The sequence below is a fragment of the Aureispira sp. CCB-QB1 genome (genome assembly GCF_000724545.1).
GTDB lineage: Bacteria > Bacteroidota > Bacteroidia > Chitinophagales > Saprospiraceae > Aureispira.
The window spans coordinates 41762-61792 of the sequence record NZ_JHBV01000019.1 but is presented as its reverse complement, the minus strand read 5'-3'; the positions used below and the strand labels follow the sequence as shown (position 1 = coordinate 61792).

At 36.6% G+C, this 20031-nt stretch carries 14 protein-coding genes; 3 read left to right on the top strand and 11 right to left on the bottom strand.

What is annotated here, in order from left to right:
- Window positions 1-5 precede the first annotated feature (5 nt).
- The 11 genes from CG11_RS08650 to CG11_RS08600 all read right to left on the bottom strand — a co-directional run bounded on the left by CG11_RS08650 (window position 6) and on the right by CG11_RS08600 (window position 16837).
- Window positions 6-752 carry a carboxypeptidase regulatory-like domain-containing protein gene (locus CG11_RS08650; RefSeq protein ID WP_052595158.1) on the bottom strand — a complete coding sequence of 249 codons (747 nt, stop codon included), beginning with the start codon at window positions 750-752 and terminating at the stop codon, window positions 6-8.
- A gap of 84 nt (window positions 753-836) precedes the next feature.
- On the bottom strand, window positions 837-1907 hold the full coding sequence (locus tag CG11_RS08645) for an ATP-binding protein (protein WP_052595156.1): 1071 nt from the start codon (window positions 1905-1907) through the stop codon (window positions 837-839).
- 75 nt (window positions 1908-1982) lie between these two features.
- Window positions 1983-3872, bottom strand: a complete 1890-nt coding sequence (locus tag CG11_RS08640) for a CHAT domain-containing protein (protein ID WP_052595153.1) — start codon at window positions 3870-3872, stop codon at window positions 1983-1985.
- A gap of 201 nt (window positions 3873-4073) precedes the next feature.
- A complete protein-coding gene (locus CG11_RS08635; RefSeq protein ID WP_052595152.1) occupies window positions 4074-5801 on the bottom strand; it encodes a hypothetical protein in 1728 nt (575 codons plus the stop codon).
- A 70-nt stretch (window positions 5802-5871) separates the two neighbouring features.
- Window positions 5872-6822 (bottom strand): OmpA family protein, encoded by a 951-nt coding sequence (locus CG11_RS08630; RefSeq protein ID WP_081909508.1) that lies wholly within the window; start codon window positions 6820-6822, stop codon window positions 5872-5874.
- A 546-nt stretch (window positions 6823-7368) separates the two neighbouring features.
- Complete coding sequence (locus CG11_RS08625; RefSeq protein ID WP_052595148.1) at window positions 7369-7614, bottom strand: heavy metal-binding domain-containing protein; 246 nt, start codon at window positions 7612-7614, stop codon at window positions 7369-7371.
- A gap of 105 nt (window positions 7615-7719) precedes the next feature.
- Complete coding sequence (locus tag CG11_RS08620; RefSeq protein ID WP_052595146.1) at window positions 7720-9522, bottom strand: efflux RND transporter periplasmic adaptor subunit; 1803 nt, start codon at window positions 9520-9522, stop codon at window positions 7720-7722.
- 4 nt (window positions 9523-9526) lie between these two features.
- On the bottom strand, window positions 9527-10762 hold the full coding sequence (locus tag CG11_RS08615) for a TolC family protein (protein ID WP_052595144.1): 1236 nt from the start codon (window positions 10760-10762) through the stop codon (window positions 9527-9529).
- A complete protein-coding gene (locus tag CG11_RS08610) occupies window positions 10759-14442 on the bottom strand; it encodes an efflux RND transporter permease subunit (RefSeq protein ID WP_052595140.1) in 3684 nt (1227 codons plus the stop codon). The genes CG11_RS08615 and CG11_RS08610 overlap by 4 nt, the downstream gene beginning before the upstream one ends.
- A 108-nt stretch (window positions 14443-14550) precedes the next feature.
- Window positions 14551-15057, bottom strand: a complete 507-nt coding sequence (locus CG11_RS08605; protein ID WP_156039705.1) for a hypothetical protein — start codon at window positions 15055-15057, stop codon at window positions 14551-14553.
- A 403-nt stretch (window positions 15058-15460) separates the two neighbouring features.
- A complete protein-coding gene (locus CG11_RS08600) occupies window positions 15461-16837 on the bottom strand; it encodes an NAD-dependent succinate-semialdehyde dehydrogenase (RefSeq protein WP_052595136.1) in 1377 nt (458 codons plus the stop codon).
- A gap of 980 nt (window positions 16838-17817) precedes the next feature.
- Between CG11_RS08600 and CG11_RS08595 the strand changes: the two genes are divergently transcribed.
- The 3 genes from CG11_RS08595 (at window position 17818) to CG11_RS08585 (ending at window position 20024) form a co-directional block, all read left to right on the top strand.
- Window positions 17818-18369 (top strand): hypothetical protein, encoded by a 552-nt coding sequence (locus CG11_RS08595; protein WP_052595134.1) that lies wholly within the window; start codon window positions 17818-17820, stop codon window positions 18367-18369.
- Between the two features lie 247 nt (window positions 18370-18616).
- Window positions 18617-19186, top strand: coding sequence for a hypothetical protein (locus CG11_RS08590; protein ID WP_052595132.1), 570 nt, complete (start codon window positions 18617-18619; stop codon window positions 19184-19186).
- 301 nt (window positions 19187-19487) lie between these two features.
- Window positions 19488-20024, top strand: coding sequence for a SelL-related redox protein (locus CG11_RS08585; protein WP_052595131.1), 537 nt, complete (start codon window positions 19488-19490; stop codon window positions 20022-20024).
- Window positions 20025-20031: the final 7 nt, after the last annotated feature.

Sequence of the window (20031 nt, the reverse complement as noted above, 5' to 3'; positions counted from 1 at the left end):
AGGTCTTACTCTCGAACTAAGGTAAAAGCAGATTGTACAGAAGGATTATCAGTATCTATAGGTGTTGAGGTTGGTAGGTAATTGGTTTTACTGATGTGTAAACTTATATTTTTACCCATATTTTGAGGCGGCAAGACCAAGTAGAACTCATAAGTTCCATCCTCTTTAGTCAGCACTTGCGCCCCCATTATTTGAACCAGTGCTTCGTTAATTGGCTCATTTTGTTCGTTGGTCACTTTTCCTTCCAACTTAATTGTACTAAAAAACACTAAAGGAGAAAGTGGATCACCTCCTTGATGGGTTTTATTTTTATCAGAAGAAGTAATTGGGATATCTGATCGGGCGCCTTTTTGATTTCTCAAAAGAACATTGATAGAATCTTGTGCCGAAGCTAAATGTTTAGAAGCATGAAAAAATCGTTGGCGCTCCCAATATCCCCAAGAACTAAAAACAATGCCACTAAGCAATGCTACCAATGCAATGTCTTTGATCCGCCGCATTAGCTTTTCTTTCTTAATTGCTTTTTTACTCTTTCTAATATAATATTGTTCTTCCTCTATCAAATCCATTCGTTCTATAAATGGGTTGATATAAACAAGTTCTCGTTCTGTTAACAAGAAATTTTTAGACGATAGATAATGTTGATAACGTTCGTGTACCATTTTAGTAGCACGCGCCCTAGCTTTGTCATCAATCGAAGCTTCTTCATATATTTTCTTGGCAATAAAGTCGTGTGCTAATTCTATTTTCATAATCTATTTTCTATTACAATAGTTTTCTTACAACAATTATCACAAGAAACAACTATCTATTAATTGCATAGATCGAACAACATTTTATGAAAGTTCTCTCAAAATACGCATTTCTTTAAAACGAACAACGCAGTAATCTATTATAGCAGGTTCAATATTTTTAGAACGTTTTAGACGTTTTTTAATTTGTTCCAAATCTATAGCGTGTTTTGTGCCGTTATCCGTCACCAATTCAAACAAGATATCTAGCGGTGCTCCTTTTTTGGCATTTTTATACTTCTGAGCCAATTCCTTTTCCAAAACATCTAATTGTTGGTCTAGGAAAGTAGACATAACATCCTCCAAATTACCCGTCTCTTTAATCAAAGCTTCATCAAACACAATGGGGGCATTAGGTCCATTTTTTTCTACCGCCATTTGATATAGACGATCTAAATAGACCTGCAAATTTGCTAAATCAATTTCATGATTTTTATCCCTTAATTTTTCAATAATTAATTCAGAAATTTCTTTTCCTCCTGGTGTTTTTTTCAGCTCGATATTAAAGCTAGCCGTTGTTCCTTCAATAACATCTTTCAAGTTCTTACTATTCATTTTTTCGACCCGCAAGCGATTATCAAACAGATACGGAATAATTTCTTCAAATTCTGACAGATAAGCAATGTATTCTTCTCGCATCGAAATAAGTACCTTGCATTGCAAATCTTCTTCGAGTAATTGATAAATCATCTCAAAAAAGATTCTTTGCTCCTCCTTGTCACCAAGGATAAAGATCTCTTCAAACTGATCAAAAATTAAATAAATGGGTTTGAAATAATCTAAATACAAAGAACGGACTTGATCAATCATAGAAGTAGAAGGGTCGATCTTTTTTATCGCATGCTCTTGGAACTCCTCTTTCATGGATTCCATGATATTATCTTTTCTGCGAATAAAAATAGGATGCCAATCGGTTGATTCAAACTGATTGCCCAATCCACAATTAATCAAACTAGTTTTGCCAGTACCAGAGGCACCATATAACAAGACCAAATTGGTCTCAAATATTCTATCGTATAATTCATATGTTTCTTGAGTTCTACCAAAAAAGATCGCTTTATCTTTTTTGTCGTAAGAATCCAAAAACTTGAACGGACTTTTTACTTGTGTTGCCATAAGAGCTAATTTTTAACAATTGATAAGAGATTCTTTAAAATTTTAGATGTGAGCATTTTGTTATTTCAATAAGCTCTAACTGATTAAATCTTTTTCTAAAATCTCAAATTGTCGTTTGAGAACAGCATAAGGATTAATAACCTGTGTCGTTGTAGAGGTTCTTCGCCTACGTCTAGAGCGCATTCGACTTCTAGTGTTGGTAGGCTGTTCACTGTCCTTGCTTGCTCCACCAGGTCCATCTATTAAGAACTGGTCAGATGCTCTTTCTTGCGCTACATAAATATTGTGAAATGTAGCATAGTATTTATAATCTCTTTTAGGGTCATCCCCTTCTACTCGGTGTGCATACATAAACAACTGTTGTTCTGTTGCTCTATCTTCTGTAAGACCATCTCTAAACGCATTTTTGTCAATAATAAAAGGCGATAAGTTCAAGAAGGTGGTCGGATCTTGCAAATCCGAAGTCAAAATTACAGAAGAGTTATTGGTAAAGGTTTTATAGATTCTAGCTTTCATTTTTTTACTTCCTTCACTCACTGCAATATCTCCAACTTTAACATTTAGTCGACTGATAAAATGGTTAAATTCTGTATCCATATTTCTATGGTTAACCACATGAATATCCCGAACGGTCACCAAATCGTATTTTATGGTAAAGGCTAAATGGTACAATATAGTAGATAGATAATACTCCCCTTCTACACATTTTTCAAAGGTTTTATTTTCTAATGCCTCTAAATTTCCAGTGTGAATAGCAGCACGAAGAGATTCTAAATAAAGATACGCTTCATGCAATTCGGTATGGGCATCAAAATCTGCTACTACATCTGCAAATTCAGGAATGGCAAGTTCACAATCAGCATCTAAGAGAAGTTTAGTTGCCTCTACAAAGTTTTTAAAATAGTCGAATTGCCCAAATTGTTTGTGATTCATATAAAGCATATCTACCAAAAAACTCTTGGCAGTAAAGGTTGCTGCACGCTTTTCATCCCACATTTGAGACATCACAACATAAAAAATGAATTGGCTCGTCATGATATAGACACTTACAATTTGCTTTAGGCGTTCCATAGAAGGCGTATCCATATCACCATCTTTTGCCACTAGCAAACGCACTTGCGCCCCAATAGGCCAAGGGAAATTTTGAATAATCTGTAACAATACAGCTCTAGGATCCAATTCGTCATCATCTTCATACGTACACAAAGCTTCTAGTTCTGGTTTGACATCAAACATAGGGAAAATGACTTCCTCTATATGCATATTTACCTTGAACTTAGACTTATCAATAGCTTCTGCTCGGACGTTGTCTTTGGGATAATACTTAGGCATTTCCCAGTTGAGAGCCTCCTCACTATTGTCATTGAGATACAGTCCCCAAGGCATCTTGTTTTTGTCGCCATGTACAACGGCATCGCCACGGCGAACAATTGTTGCATCAAAGTCTCCTCCGTAGACAAACTTCATATTGGCTACGGCGCGACGAAAGGCAGATTCGATGGTATGGCCATTGGAAAAGGAACGATAAAAATCCTCTGCAAAAACAACTGCTTTTTCGTCATTAATAGGCACTGCCGTAGCAATAACAGCCTTCACACCACTTGTTAACAAAAACTGCACTTGTGCTTCAGTAGAACAACCATTCAAAAACACCAACTTTAAATTGGGCAACTGGCCAAGTAGTTCTGCCAGACCAGCAGCATTGCCATCACCACCTTCAAATCGTAGACTACCTCCATCGGCATGTCCTCCATAGTGAAAGATGGCAATTCTTTCGTCAAAACGTTCTATGGCTTTTTTGATATCATCAGTAGTGGTGCTTTCTTCTCTAAAAACTTCTATGGTTCCTTTGTCATGGTGTGTACTTAGGATATAGTTGAGCTTTTTGCTCTCTTTTTTTAGATTATCTAGATAGGCATCCTGCTGATTCGCAAATGTCAATAATATGACAGGACGTTCAATCATATAGTGTTATTGTTTTTAATTTTTTTCCAAGTATCCCCTTCCAATAGAAGAGATTTTTAGTACACTGCCCATTAAAAGTTTTCTTATTTGCACAGAGTATGTTACAATCGTTTAACAAAGCTCCCCTAGTGATTGTTACAGGCAACTAACGGGTTTGTTTTATATTCTAAAAAGAACCTAACATTATTCAATAGGTTCAAATTAGACCATCAATTTTTGGGCTTGTTCAACCCATTGATCCCTTGAGATGGTTTGTTCTGAAAACCCTAAAGCAGCTCCTAATTTAGCCACAAATGCTTCATCAAAATGGCTAATCTGCTTGTAAGTGTAAATTCCCAGTTGATTCAATCGTTGCTCAACAAACATTCCGATACCATCAATTTTCTTCAAATCATCTTTTTCATCTAAGCCTGCTCTAGGAATAGAACGACCAATCTCCTCTAATACCGTATGTTCATAATCCGCTTCTTGGTTATAATATCGTTTGTCATCCTCTGTTTCATCATCAGAAGCAAGCAACTTATCTGCTTCTATAGGAGCATACAATCCTTCTACATTCATTGCCTCTATAGCCTGATTCAATGCCGCATTCATTTCAGAATGATCGTCATCACTAAGTTCTACTTTTTCAGATTCATCTATAACAGGATCTATAAAATCTATTTTAGGCAACTCTTTATTTAATAAATCTTCATTTTCTATAAATCGTTCACTAGCTACCTCTTCTTCAAAAAACAGTACTTTTTTGAACAATTCTGCTGTACCTTCTAAATGGCGATTCATCAATTCCTCGTCTTCGAGTTCCTCTTCGTCCGACTCCATCAAAACAGCCTCATCCATATCTTGATAAAACCCTTGCAAACTCATTGCATCGTCCACCTGTAGAAGTACCTGTTCCATTTTTTCAGCCTCATCATCATTTACTTCTATCGTCTCTTCGTCTTTCTCTTCGTTGGTTACAACAGTATTTTCAGCCAATGCTTTTTCCAAGTAAATCTTGTCTTCAATTAGCTGGCTTTCATCATAATCAGAATAGAACCCATCCTCCTCCATATTGGTTTCAGCCTCTACCAGCAAGTTCACCAGCAATTCCTCCATTTCTGCTTCTTCGTTAGAGTTGGATTGCTCTTCTGCTAAAAAAGGCGCCAATCGCTCCATTAGGTCGCTGTTCTCTGCCTCTAATTCTCGAACATGAGTTTTCAAATCAACCAACTGTATCTTTAAATCTTCGTCATTCGTTCCGTCCAACTGTTGAGTAGCTTCAAGATTCAAAACCATTTTTTTCAGTTCAGCTTTTTGCTCCAAAGCAGCATCCAAATCTTTTTTCAAAAGATGAACGGTTTCATTCGCCTTTGATAATTTTTCTTCTGTTGTTTTCAATTTCTTATCTGCGGCAAGCTTGCCATCTGCCACCAACAAATGATTTTTAATCATTTCCGATTTTTCCTGCTCTACTTCCTCAACCAAGCCTTTCATATCCTCCATTTTAGCAAGCGTTTCTTCATGCTCCCTAGACATCTTTTTGTACTCCTCTAACAACTTTTCGTTTGCCTCCTTAAAATTGCGCGCATTATCTTTATACAACCCCAGATCTTCTGTAAGAACTGCGATCTGCTTTCCTTGAGCAATAACCTTGTCGTTTTTTTCTTCCAAGTTTGCCTCAGCCGTTCTCAGATCTTCACTAGCACGCCCCAACTTAGCATTAACAACTGTATAACGTTCTGATAAGTCTTTATTGTCTTTTTTCAAGACAGTATTTTCATCGCTCAAGTCTTTGTTTTGCGCTTTTAATTTTCGAGCTGCTGGCCAATGCGCCAATAAAGCCCAAACAAGCATTCCTAAAAGAAAACTAATGAGCATAAGAATAACAAAGACGATAGTTTGTGAACTATCGCTTGTTGAAAAGAATTTTATAAATGCGTCTTGCATGAATGATTGGATTGTTTAAATTGGTCCTTAGATTTTAATTTTATTCCGCCTACTGAACTAACAAGTATACTTAATTTGTGGATTTTATTATAATATTTACGCGTCGATTTTTTGCCATAGCATCAATATTATAACTGCCATCTTCGTTTTTATTCGGCACCATTGGATTTTTTTCTCCTTCTGATTTGGTCTTAATTGTAATTTCCAAATTCTGTTCCTGCAAGTAGTTCTTAACAGATTCGGCTCGTTCCAACCCTAATTCTCGATTATACGACTCTGTACCTCTACTATCAGTATGCCCTATTATCACCAAATAATCATCAGGATTCCGTCCAAAATACTGCCTTAGTGAATCAACGTATACTTCAAAAGTAGGATTAGGATTGAATACTCCTGAATTGTATGCAAACTTGGCACTTTTGTCGGTATAAGTAATATCTTTTACAGATGTTTTTATTAGCTCTAGAAATGCCGTATCTTCTTTGGTTTGAGCAATAGCATTCGGTGGAATATAACCAACTATATTAAAAGACAAATATTCCTCGACAGGATCACTAATAGCCAATTTAGATTGCGCTTGAATGCGCCCCTTTGGCAGTTGGTACTCGTGAATCAATTTGTCTATAATCGTTTGTGCCCTTGCCATTCCCAGATCATTGTACAAGTTGCTATTTTTTATTGCTTTACTTTCGCTTGACAAATAGTATCCTGTTATCACCAAATAAATACTATCCGCTGGATGTTCCTCCAAAAAAGAAACAACATAACCTAAAAACTTTTCATTCCCATCTATATAGGTATAGTCGTGGCTTGCATAATCAAAATAAAACTGGGGATAATTTTCTAACAGTATGTGCTCACCTGCTGTTAAATCTAACGTTTCTGGGATATTGTCCAAAAAAGTAGAATCTACATCTGCTAATGGAGGTCCACACTCCCCTTTTATTTCGCAAATGTAGTAATTCCGAGCGAATACCGCCCAAATCATAAAAATCCCTAAACCTATGAAAAATCGTATCATTTGAATGTAAGTAATCGTTCAAAAAAATAATAAGTACCACGCAGTAACAACAAAGTCAACGCTTCCTTTTTGCTCTTTGATTAGTACTAAAAATCCCCCCATTTTTATAATCATTTTTTCTATCCTCTTACCTATTGTAATAATATTAAGGAGTAAAACATTTGATCTTGGGACACCTCAAATTGTGCCACACAAATGGGTTCACTTCGTACAAATATACAAACTATTTAACGTGCTTCTCTCGTCCAAATCCTACAAAACACATAAGTAATATAAACTTTTTTTGAGGAAAACTACTGTATTTACCTCCATTCTTACGATTCACTTTGTCAAGTGCAATAAGCTTACTTATAAAACATTATTGATATCCTCTCTAGCAACACTTGACAATAAACTGAGAATATACAACAATCTATTTCTATTCAACTATCTGCTAGTTATTCTTAGATGTACTATTCTAAAAAACAGTTTTTGCACCTAAGAACAACTAACCAATAGTCTCTATAATAGTGACATCATTTATCCCCAAAATTGTGCGGCACTCATTTAATGACTGTGACCACTTTCATTGTGCTTTTCATTTTTTTCGTAATCCATTCCACACACAGGACAAGTTCCCATTTCATCACTCCCACTTCCCTCACAATGCATGGGGCAAATATATGCTGCCGTGTATTCTTTTCCTTGCTGTTCTGTCGATTCCTTTTTGTCATCAGACTCTACGTTAACAGAGCAAGATACTAGTGTTATAACGACAAAAAGCAGCGCAATAATTCCATAAATTGACTTCATAATTGTTTGTTTTTAATAAAATGACAATAGCTCGTTGAAACCACACCACAGGTTAGTAGCATAGCGAACTCATCAACGAACTACTAAATATGATTGAATAGTTTTTTATTTTTTAAAGGATAATGTTTCTTCAATAGAACCACAACGCAACATCTTATCTCCAAAATAAGGGTTTTGAATTCCCTCCTCTTGACTTAACCAATTTGCCCCTTTATCATCTAAAGCCATTGGGCAATATTGAACAAAAAACGTCCCTTCGGTAATTCCGAATACCTTAACGAGTGGAATCAACTCATCCGATAACGTTGCAAAAGCTGCCCGTTGAGCATCTATACTTTTTGCTAAGTGCAGGGTCTCGAGCGATTTTTCTATTGAAGGCATTTTTTCCATCCAAAATAGATGTGCCTTTCCTTCCAGCAAACTCATATCTATATGCTCCATTTTTTTAGCCACCACCTCACTGGCTTGCTGTGCCTTGTCAAAATCACTTGCTACTAAGGCATTTTTAAGCACCAAATAACTCTTTATCAACTCGGTCCACAATCGTTTAAACTCATCCGACACCTCCTTCTGATAGTTCGGCAACTGATGCTCTCGCAAAGTAGTCTCTTTGACACGCACCAAGCGATTCATCATGCTATTTTTATTACTTAATTGCGCTGCCGCATCGATTCTAAAAGCACCATTGACCACAATTTCTTCTCTATCACTCACACCTTCTTTAACGATAAAATGTTCTCCCAAATCTGCCCCTAATTCTACCTCTCGAAACTCAAAAGTAGGGACATCCACTTCAGGATTTTTCACATAAATAACCGAGCGTTTTCCAGTCCATAAGACAGCTGTTTTAGGAACGACAATAGGACTTGAGACGTCCTTAGATAGTAAGGGATTAACACGTACAATTCCTTTGGCAAACATTTCAGGTTTTAGCATGCCACTTCGGTTGTTCAACTCAACTCTAGCCGCAGCTACTCTTGTATTGGGATTGATAATAGGATCTATAAATGTAATTTTAGAGCGATATGTTTTTTGAGGCATTGCCTCTATATTAAATTCGATGGTGGTTCCCTTTTTGATCCATTTCAAGTCCTTCTCGTGGACATCAAACAACACCCAAACACGATTCAAATCCATAATATCAAACAAAGGACTGCCTTGTTTTACATAATCACCTTCTTCAACATAACGCCTAGTCAATATACCCGAACGTTCTGCATAAATGGCTACTTCCCTCTGTATTTGACCACTTTCTTCAATCTCCTTAATTGTTGATAGTGGCAATTTCCATTGTAGAATTTTCTGTCGAGCAGCTTCGTACAGTGCTGGATATTCATTTTTAAGCTTGATGGCTTCTAATAATTCTTTTTGCGCACTAACTAATTCAGGCGCATACAATACGGCTATTTTTTGGTTCTTGCGCACCTGTTCCCCCTCAAAAGCAACCAATAACTCTTCCAAACGTCCACTCATATGAGCGACTTGAGTAGCATCCGTCCTTGCGTCCATCTGTACTTTTCCAGTCAAAAAGATTTCTTTTTGGGGCTTATCCATCGAGGTTGCAGCAGATAAATTACCAACAACCGTTGTCTCTACTTGTGCTAACTTCACCGCTTCTTTTGTCATAACTAGCTGCGTAGCATTGTCTTGATTGGCATCCTCAGAAATAGGGATTAAATCCATCCCGCATATCGGACAATCTCCTGGTTCGTTTTGTCTTATTTGAGGATGCATGGAACAAGTCCAAATCTCTTCCTTTGGAGGTGTTTTTATGGGATTATCAATCGTATTTTTATCGGTAGTTGTAGAATTAGCTGAAAAAACCAGCCACCCAATTAAAAAACCTAGCAATAAGCTTACAATTAGCCCACTAAGCTGTCGAATATTATTTTTAATTGTATCTTTCATTGTATCAATTGAATAAAGGTTGTGCAAATAATTGTTCTAGACCGATTAGAGCTCTATTTTGTACAATAGAATACTCGATCAATTTTTGTTGATAATTCAGCAAGCTTCGCTCTAACTGTAGTATTTCATCAATACTTTTATTATCAACACTATACTCTGCTAATAACAGATCTAAGGTTTTCTGTGTAAAAGCAATTTGCGCTCGATAATGCTTCAGGTTGATTTGTGCCGCTCGGTAAGAAGTCAACATATTTTCTAATTGCACTTCTAAATTGTCCATTAAATGCTCCTCTTGGTAATCCAAAGCTTTTAGCTCAAAGACCACTTCTTTCACCCTAGCTTGATTTTGATCTTTATAAATAGGCACTTGAATGCTAAAGGTAGGCATCAAGATACCTTGCCCATTTTGAGAAGGATTGGCATCCGTTCTTTTGGTCAAAAAAGTATAATTTAAGCCCACCCCATACGTTGGTCTATTTTTAGTTTTTTGAACCATCATTTTTTGGTTGGCAACCCTTCTTTGAGCCTCTAACAACCCCATTTGTGGGTTTTGGTGACGCATCCAAACCATCAAAGAATCCTTTGGGTAGGTCAACTGTCGCAATGTGATGGTATCCATTGTTGCAGGGAAAGGCAAACTATCCTCTTTTACAAGTTGAGCAAACGCAAGCTCCAAGACAGGTAATTTGTTCTCCAAAAGCTCTATTTTTGCCACTCGATTGTTCTGCTCCATTTTTATTTGATAAACATCTGCTAGACTGCCCTGTCCATTCTCAACCTTTTGTAATGCCAATTTTTCTAAAGTTTTTAATAACTCTAGATTGCGCCATTCGACATTAGTTAGTGCTTTGATTTCAGAAGCTTGGTACCAAATATCACGCAAATTAAAATAAAGCTGATTGCGAATAACTTGTGCCTCTTGTAACTTCAACACCCCCTGTTCATGAATCAAACTTTTTTTTGCTTTCAAAGCACCAAAAGCAGGAAACATTTGTGTTGCTCCTAGCCTAAATCGCTGCGCTCCCAATCTAGTTTCAACAGGAAGTACAAACACGCCTAAAGCCACGGAAGGCGGTGGCAATTTTACCTGTGTACTTCTTTCTTTTGTACTATAATATTGATTAAAAGTAGCTTTGAGTTGGGGGTTGTTGTTAACCGCAGCCTTATAGTACGTTTCAAAATTTTGCCCTGTTAACGACCACGCTATACAGAGGCAAATTATTACAATTAAATATCTCATAAGCCCTCTTTTTTAGTTCTTCTATATAATTTCAATTCAGCCCAAGCGCAAAATAAAACAGGTACTGTAAACATGGTTATCATTTGGATGACCATCCCCCCAAAAGAAGGAATTGCCATTGGAATCATAATATCTGATCCACGACCACTAGAAGTTAAGACAGGCAACAAAGCCAAGATAGTCGTAGCAGTCGTCATCATTGCGGGACGTACCCTTCGGCACCCCGCCTCTAGCACAGCAGCTCGGATTTCAGATACTGTTTGAGGCTCGTTATCCTTGAAGGATTGCTGCAAATAAGTTCCAACCAACACCCCATCGTCTGTAGCGATACCAAACAGAGCTAAAAAACCAACCCAAACAGCAACGCTTAAATTAATGGGGTTAATTTGGAATAGATCACGCAAATTTGTTCCCCCAATTGTCACATCCAAGAACCAATCTTCGTTGTACAGTCCAATCATGATGAAGCCCCCTGAGAAAGCTATAATCACCCCCATAAAAACCATTAAAGAAAGTGCTACAGAATAAAATTGAAGGTACAGGATTAAGAAAATACATAGTAAGGCAATGGGCATGACAATCGCCAAACGTTTATTCGCTCGAACTTGATTTTCATAATTCCCCGCAAAACGATAACTAACTCCTGCGGGTACAGTCAATTGACCACTCTTGATTTGCTCTTGAATATAGTTTTGAGCATTTTCAACTACCGTAGTTTCCGAAAAGCCAGCTTCTTTATCCAACAAAACATAACCTGTCAAAAAACCATCTTCGCTCTTTATTGCCTGTGGTCCTTGCTCATAGTTGATTGTTGCGACATCCTCCAAAGGTATTTCGGTATCTCCATCTATAGGAATTAAAAGCTTTCGAATAGCATCAGGGTCTTTTCTCAGTGCTCTAGGATACCGCACTCGAATGCCATAGCGTTCTCGTCCTTCTACGGTTTGTGACAAAACCATCCCTCCAATGGCTACTTGGACATAGTTTTGCACCGTTTTTATTTTTAATCCATACCTAGCTAGTGCCTTTCGATCAAAATCAATTTCCAGATAAGGTTTTCCGACAATTCGGTCGGCAAAAACAGCCTTTGCTTTGACCCCGTCGACTTCTTTTAATAATGCTTCTAACTTGAATCCGAAGTCTTGAATGGTTTTCAAGTCTGGTCCTTTTATTTTGAGACCTATTGGCGCACGCATTCCTGTTTGCAACATCACCAACCTAGTTTCTATGGGTTGTAATTTAGGGGCTGGTGTTACCCCAGGTATTTTGGTCGCAGCAACAATTTCGTTCCAAATATCGTCTGGAGATTTTATATGCTCTCTCCACTGCCTAAAATATTGACCATTTTTATCAGGAATTAACGCTCCCGATTGATCATAGACAAAATGTCCCTTCCGATCAACCTTAAATCGTATCTTTTGCCCATTTTCATTGGTTTTATATTCTGATTTATAATTGATAATATTCTCAAACATAGACATAGGCGCAGGATCCAAAGCCGATTCTACCCGACCAGCTTTCCCAACCACTCCATCTACTTCAGGGATAGAAGCCACTGCCATATCTAACAATCGAATAATTTCCTGATTCTCTTCCATGCCTGCATGGGGCATACTAGTTGGCATCAACAAAAAAGCGCCCTCATCCAAACTTGGCATAAACTCCGTTTGTGTTTGGCGGTACACGTTGGTTCCCATTAGAATAATAAGGATGGGCAGCAAAAAAAACAGCAGTTTGTATCGCAGACAAAAGCGTAATATTTTTTCATAGCTAACAATAACCAACTGGAAAAAACCTAGTATTAAGGCAATCAAAATACTTGTTAGTAAAAAGTTACTAAAATCAGAATAACTCCCCCCTAAAGGCATCCACTCTATCGCTAAGAAATAAGTTAAAACTAAAGCATAAATGAAGTTTTTGCCATTATTACCCAACCATTGAAGCGATTGAGGCAAGCGGTGTGCATTCATTGCCAATAACTCCATACTAGCAATAAGAATAGCTATTGCCCCTGCCCAATATTGCCCAAACACCAAACCGACACCTCCCAACAAGGCTAAGGAGAGGTATAAAAATACTTTCAAGAAACGCTTGGATGAAGCACCTTTTTTTTCAAAAATCCAATAGGCAAATGTAGGTAGAACAATTACTGTCAACAATATAGAAGCCAACAGAGCAAAAGTTTTTGTCATCGCCAAAGGACGAAACAATTTTCCTTCTGCTGCTACCATTGTAAAAACAGGTAAGAAGCTAATGATGGTTGTCGCAACAGCCGTAATAATAGCAGAAGCGACCTCTTTTGTTGCTTTAAAAATCGTTTCTATTTTAGATTCTGAGGCTGGTGCCTTTTCTATATTCTCTACAATATTTTCGGAAAGCACAATTCCCATATCGACCATGGTTCCTATGGCGATGGCAATACCTGATAAAGCAACAACATTCGCATCAACCCCCAAATAACGCATGGCAATAAAACACATTAGCACAGCAATGGGCAATAAGCTTGAAACTAAGATAGAAGCTTTTAAATTTAGGAGTAAAATAATAATGACAATAATGGTAATCAACATCTCCAATGTAAGCGCTTCTTGCAAGGTACCTATTGTTTCTTTTATCAAGTGACTCCGATCGTAAAATGGCACAATGCGCAATTTGGAAACGGTTCCATCTGCTAAGGTTTTACTCGGCAAACCATGCTCTAATTCCTTGATTTTTGCTTTTACATTATCAATTACTTCTAGCGGATTGGCACCGTATCTAGCCACAACGACTCCTCCAACTACCTCTGCCCCGCTCTTATCCAATATTCCTCTGCGAACGGCGGGTCCCAAAACAACCCTTCCTATATCCTTTACATAAATAGGGTTGTTGTTTCTATGAGTAATAACCGATTCCTCTAAATCTTGCACACTTTTGATATAACCTAAGCCTCGAACAAAATACTCTACACGATTGACCTCCAAAGTTTTGGCACCAACGTCTAAGTTGCTATTTCGAACAGCTTCAATTACTTGATTTAATGTTATATCATACGCTATTAATTGATTGGGATCAACATCAACTTGGTACTCTTTGACATAGCCCCCAATAGAAGCAATTTCAGATACCCCACTTGCGGATGCTAGGCTATACTTCACATAAAAATCTTGTATCGACCGCAACTCTTGTGGGTCCCAGCCACCTGTTGCCACACCTTGCTCATCTCTGCCTTCTATTGTATACCAATAGATTTGCCCCAAAGCAGTGGCATCTGGTCCTAAGCTCGGTTGTACTTCGTTTGGCAACAAGCCATTGGGCAAGGAATTCAGCTTTTCTAAGATGCGAGAACGACTCCAATAAAACTCTATATCTTCTTCAAAAATGATATAAATACTAGAAAAACCAAACATGGAGTTGCTTCGAATGGTTCGCACACCTGGGATGCCTAACAAAGCTGTCGTAAGCGGGTACGTAATTTGGTCTTCTATATCTTGTGGCGATCGACCATTCCAAGCGGTGAAAACAATTTGTTGATTTTCTCCAATATCTGGAATGGCATCCACAGCAACAGGGTCATTTGGCAAGAAATATTTGTCTATATCAAATGGCATTGTTACCACTCCCCAAACAATAGTTAATAGTACCAATAGAAAGGTAATCAATCTATTTTTTAGGAAAAATAAAATTAATTTATCTAACATATTCTAGATTTTGACACTTGATGAGCATCAAGTACATTAAAAACACCTTATACCTATACATTAAGTATACGTATAAGTTTTCTAAAACTTATAGTCAAAATCTAATCTCTAACACAAAAAAGAACAAAATAACAGATATGTAGCTACCTGATTGGGAGGTGCTTTATAAGTATAATACTGCCATTTCTCTTGCGCATCCCAATAAATGGGCTGAACGACTGGCTCTATACAATAATGAATAATTGGGATATATGCAAAGCTCCAAGGAGTGCTTAAATTCTTGTCAACATCTAGAAGTTGTTGCGCACTGCTATCAACACTAAAAATGGTCTTATTTTCACAACATTTCTTCTTACCTATTTGAGGAGTTTTTGCAGAACAGTGCTGCGTTATTTTTTTTTGTTTTTTACAACAGTCTTTTGTAGTTGTGTAGAAGGATACGGTTTTTAATTTATCTTGACAATAATGCTGATGCGCCAATACCCCTGTTGTAGAAAACAACAAGGTGATCAGATTGATGATATGGAGCAATTGTATTAACATGATTGATTTGATCGTTTCCGTAATAATCTGCTGAAACCACGCAGCAACACCACAAAAAACTACGTTTGCCAAGTGATTTCTGCTTAGTAGTACAAAAGAGTTGTTTATAAACTTAACCAACTACTATTTCTATTAATTACACATAAAAGTAACTAAAAAATTTTAATCCAGTTTAGATTAACATTTAATTAAAACTAAAAAAGGTTCCCCATGTCTCTAAACCAATATGGAGAACCCTATAAAATGTGCTATTTCTTATTTTAGTAGTTCGTTGATTAGCTTCGCTGCTACTGCGTGGTATTTTATGAGATCGCTTCGCTTAGTTACCTGCGCTGCTACTTCTTGGTATTGCATGAGTGCTGCGCAGTTGATAATCAAATTTTTAACACAAAATACAGCAAAAATCATAACTTATTAATTATCAAAGCAATAAAGTTTTTCAACGACCACGTAGTAGCAGCGCAGCTAACTATTGTTATTTGACAACTACTGATTTTTTGTTAACAAAACCTAAAATTCCTTCTCGCCCCAGTTCACGACCAACCCCCGACTGTTTTACTCCTCCAAATGGAATTCTGGGATCAGAACTCATCAATTTATTAATTGCCACAGCTCCTACCTCTAGTTGGTGAGCCACAGCAATTGCTTTTTCTTCGTCTTCTGACCATACTGTTGCTGCCAATCCAAAAATAGAATCATTAGCCAAAGCTACTGCTTCTGTTGTATTTTTAACAACAAAAAATACACCGACAGGTCCAAACAATTCTTCTTCATAAGCAGGCATTCCCTTTTTCACATTACTCAATAGCATCGGATAAAAATAATTTGTACCTTTTTTGTGTCCTCCAGAGAATTCTACAATAGCTCCCATATCAATGGATTTATTGACTTGCTCTTGCAACTCTTCTGCCAAGTCCATTCGAGCCATAACACTAATTCTAGTTGCTTCATCCATCGGGTCTCCAACGACCAATTGTTGCATTTCCTCTTTTAGAAGTTTCATAAATTCATCTGCAACGGCTTCTTCTACAATAAGCCGTTTGGCAGAAATACAGGTTTGCCCCGTATTGTGCATTCTCGACTGAACAGCAATTTTAGCCGCTTGTGGTAAATCAGCGTCCTTCAAGACAATAAAAGGATCAGAACCACCTAATTCAAGGACACATTCTGTCAAGTTTTTGCCTGCCAACTCTCCTACTGCCTTTCCTGCAGGAACACTTCCCGTTAGAGCAACACCTTGTACCATATCTTGCGCCAAAATATCTCCTACCAAATCACTATCAATAATCACATGTTGAAAAACGCCTTTAGGAAAACCAGCCGCTTCAAATATTTGATGAATCAACTCACCACAACCAATGACATTAGAAGCGTGCTTTAAAATGGTAACATTACCTGCCATAAGAGCTGGAGCCGCAAAACGAAATACTTGCCAAAAAGGAAAATTCCAAGGCATTACTTGCAAAATCGTTCCCAATGGCTGATAGGTCACATAGCTTTTTGTAAACTCTGTTTTAATAGGTTGATCCGCTAAGAAATCATCGGCATTTTCTGCATAAAATCGGCAAACCAAGGCACATTTTTCTATTTCCGAAACAGCTTGCGTAATTGGTTTTCCCATCTCCAAAGTCATCTGTTTCGCATAACTTCCTTTGTTCGCTTCTAAAATTTCAGCTGTTTTCACAAAAAAAGCTGCTCTTTGGGCATAAGATTGTCGCTTCCACTGATGGAAGGCAGCTTCTGACTGCTCCAATTTTGCTTTTACTTCATCCCAAGTTTCTAAACTATATTCTTTTAGCACCTGATTATCAATAGGATTAATCGTTCTCACGATTGTTTCTGTTGCGTTCATAATATATCGTTCTTTTTATAGTAGTTTGTTAACTCCCATTAAGCCGTAATAAGCATTCATTCATCGTTGATATACATATAACTTAACTGTCAACAATTTACCAACAACAACAGCTAATCAAACTAATATAATTTACTTCGTGAGATCGCTTTGCTTAGTTTGCTACACTGCTACTATATGGTTTCAACAGAGGAATGTTTTTCTTAGCGACAACAAATGCTCCTTAGTTTAGTGCACCTGTACACTCGCTTCTTTCAAGTGTTCTACCTTTAACAAACTACCTCTTTTCACTTTTTTTATTGTAATAATTTTAAACTTTATTGGCTCAATAACATATCAAACCAGTGTATTTTTGTACGTCAAATCTGAGTGAGCTTTTTTATGTTCAAAAATCTTATGTCTTTGCAAATCTTTAGATTTAGAACAATTCCACAAGGCATTTTGTTTTCTTGGTATGCTACAAGTATCTTTCCACCAGTATCAAGAATAACAAGTTTAAGCAGTAATTTGGGAAACACCCCAACTCAAATATTTACCTCCCCTTTCTAAAAAAAACAATTTAGCTCCATGAGCAATGTTATTAAATGTTGTTTTTGAACAACAAATCTGTCATAAAAGGGCGAAAAACAGCCATAAGAAGAATAAAAATGTCATTTTTCGACACATAAAAAGTTTAAATCCGTATTTTTGTGTTTATACATAAGTTCAATAGAGTTTGCTCCTTTCTATCTTTATTTTATCGTATTTGAAACATCAAAAGGCAAAGAAAACAATTCTATCTTAAAAGGTAGCATCTTTCTTATATAAACTTGAGCTTCTTGGCAAGCATGGAGGAATCCTTATTAAATCATTTACAAAAAAAATTGCTAGAAAAATGCCTTTAAATGGTAACATTCTCAAGACAAAAAACATTAAGCCCATAGAACCGTACAATTAAACTAAGTTTTTAAAGATTTATAACGCATCAAATCAATTATTACATGAAAGTCCTAAATAATCTCCTTACATATGGTCTCTTAGTTGTTCTATCTATTATGGTAGTTTCTTGTTCTAGCGACCAAACAGAAACTGCAGACGCTAATACAACAGATGTAGAGTCAACCGAAATCAATACTCGTAGTGCTTCTAGCAAAATTGCAGCTAAAGCTTTCTATTACAATAGCTTGGCAACCTTCAAAGAAGGTTACGCAGATGTTGACATCTCTACATTAGCTACGCTAGAAGGCAAAAAAGTAAATTTAGTCGTTTTGTATGAAGCGGATGCTCCTTGGGCAGAGATCTTTAATACAGGAAAATACGACCAAACAGGAAACGATACATTTAATGGATTAATGGCTTCTTACCAATTGGATATTGTTCAACAATTTGCTATTGATGAAGATAACGAAGGATTGGTTCTAGAACCTAATGCACTTTTAGAAAATCCAGTAGAAGCAGCACGCGAACTGTCTTTAGTCGAAGATGTACTAATGGTACAAATTAAAGAAGTTCCGCAAGAAGAAGATCTTAATACAACAGCTGACGTAAATTAATTTGTAGTACGCAGCGCGATAACCATAAAGCCATTATTCTACAGAGTAATGGCTTTATTGCTATTAAAAAAAAACGTACTTTCGTCCTCTGTATACATGAACTTGTTTAAAAATAAACTAATATCTAAATCCCATTTTAAACAACTTCAAAACATATTCCATTAATCATTTACTTTACCAATAATTTTTTGATTTTGTCCCCAGTCTTTTAATATAGAAAGTAAAGTATTAAAAATTATAACTTAGAATGAAACGTATAAAAACTTTATTGGTATTCGCTGTTTTTGCTTCTTTACTATCCTTAGTTGTTGTTGCTTGTACAAACAATGAAGCTTCAAATACTACCGACACAACAACAAAAGCCGATTCATCTATTATTGACACCTCTACGTTGGGAACTAGAACAGTCAAGAAAAAAGTCGCTGCAAAAGCTTATTACTACAAGAGTCTAGCATCTTTTGAAAAAGGAAAAGTTAGCTTAGAATTAGAAGACCTTGCCAGCCTTGCTGATAAGAAAGTTAGTTTGGTTGTACTTTATGAAGCCAATGCTCCATGGGCACAAATTTTTAGCTCTGGCGAATTCAGTATTACTGGGGATGACCACCTTAATGGTTTAATGGAATCTTACAATTTACAGATTATTCAACAATTTGCTATTGATGATGCTAACGAAGGAATTGTCATGGAACCTAAAGAAATTCTAGAAGATCCTATTGAGGCAGCACGAGAAGTCTCTATGGTTGAACATGTATTGATGGTTCATGTCAAAGAAGTTCCTGAATCAACTAGTACTGCTATAGCTGATACTGAAAAATAAGCAATTAGTCCGTATACATTCTGTTCAATCAAAATGCCCAAAACCAATTGAGGTGGCATTGACCAACAAAAAATACAAGAAAGCATTGTTTTGGAATCTATCCCAAACAATGCTTTCTTATTTTTAATGCCTTATCCTCCAAGCGCTAAGTTCAATAGCAATTCAAAAAAAGGGAATCATTCTCTATCTACATCTGTTTATTTAAAGCTACAAGTGAAAAAGAGAGTTCGTTAAAATTACCTTAATAGCCTTTCTATTTTTATATTTTTTAAGTACCTTGTATATACAAAATGAATAAAACATGAATTTAGAATTAGAAATACTAGAAGCCATCTTCACAAACGAAGGTAATGATCTGAGAACCATAACAGAAGAAAATACTGTTATGTTAGTTTTCTTGCGTCATTTTGGCTGTGTATTTTGTAGAGAAGCTCTAAATGATTTTGCAAACATCAAAGACGAATTGGATCGCCTCAACATTAAATTGGTTTTTGTCCATATGGCAGAAGAAATTTATGGGGAGCAATACTTAAAAGAGTATAACCTAGAGTCAGAGGAACATGTCTCTGATCCAGATATGACACTTTATGAGTATTTTGGTCTGCAAAAAGGAACATTTAGTGAACTTTATGGCCTCAAAGTTTGGTCTCGGGCAATTGGGTTAAAATTTGGCTTTGAAACTAAAAAACCATTAGGAAACATGAAGCAAATGCCTGGTGTTTTCTTGCTTAAAGAAGGTAAAATAATTAATAGTTTCATTCACAAATCGGCATCGGATCAACCTGATTATTTAGCTATGACAAAATTATTAAGGTCTGACGCTTCTCAAAGCAACTAATACACCT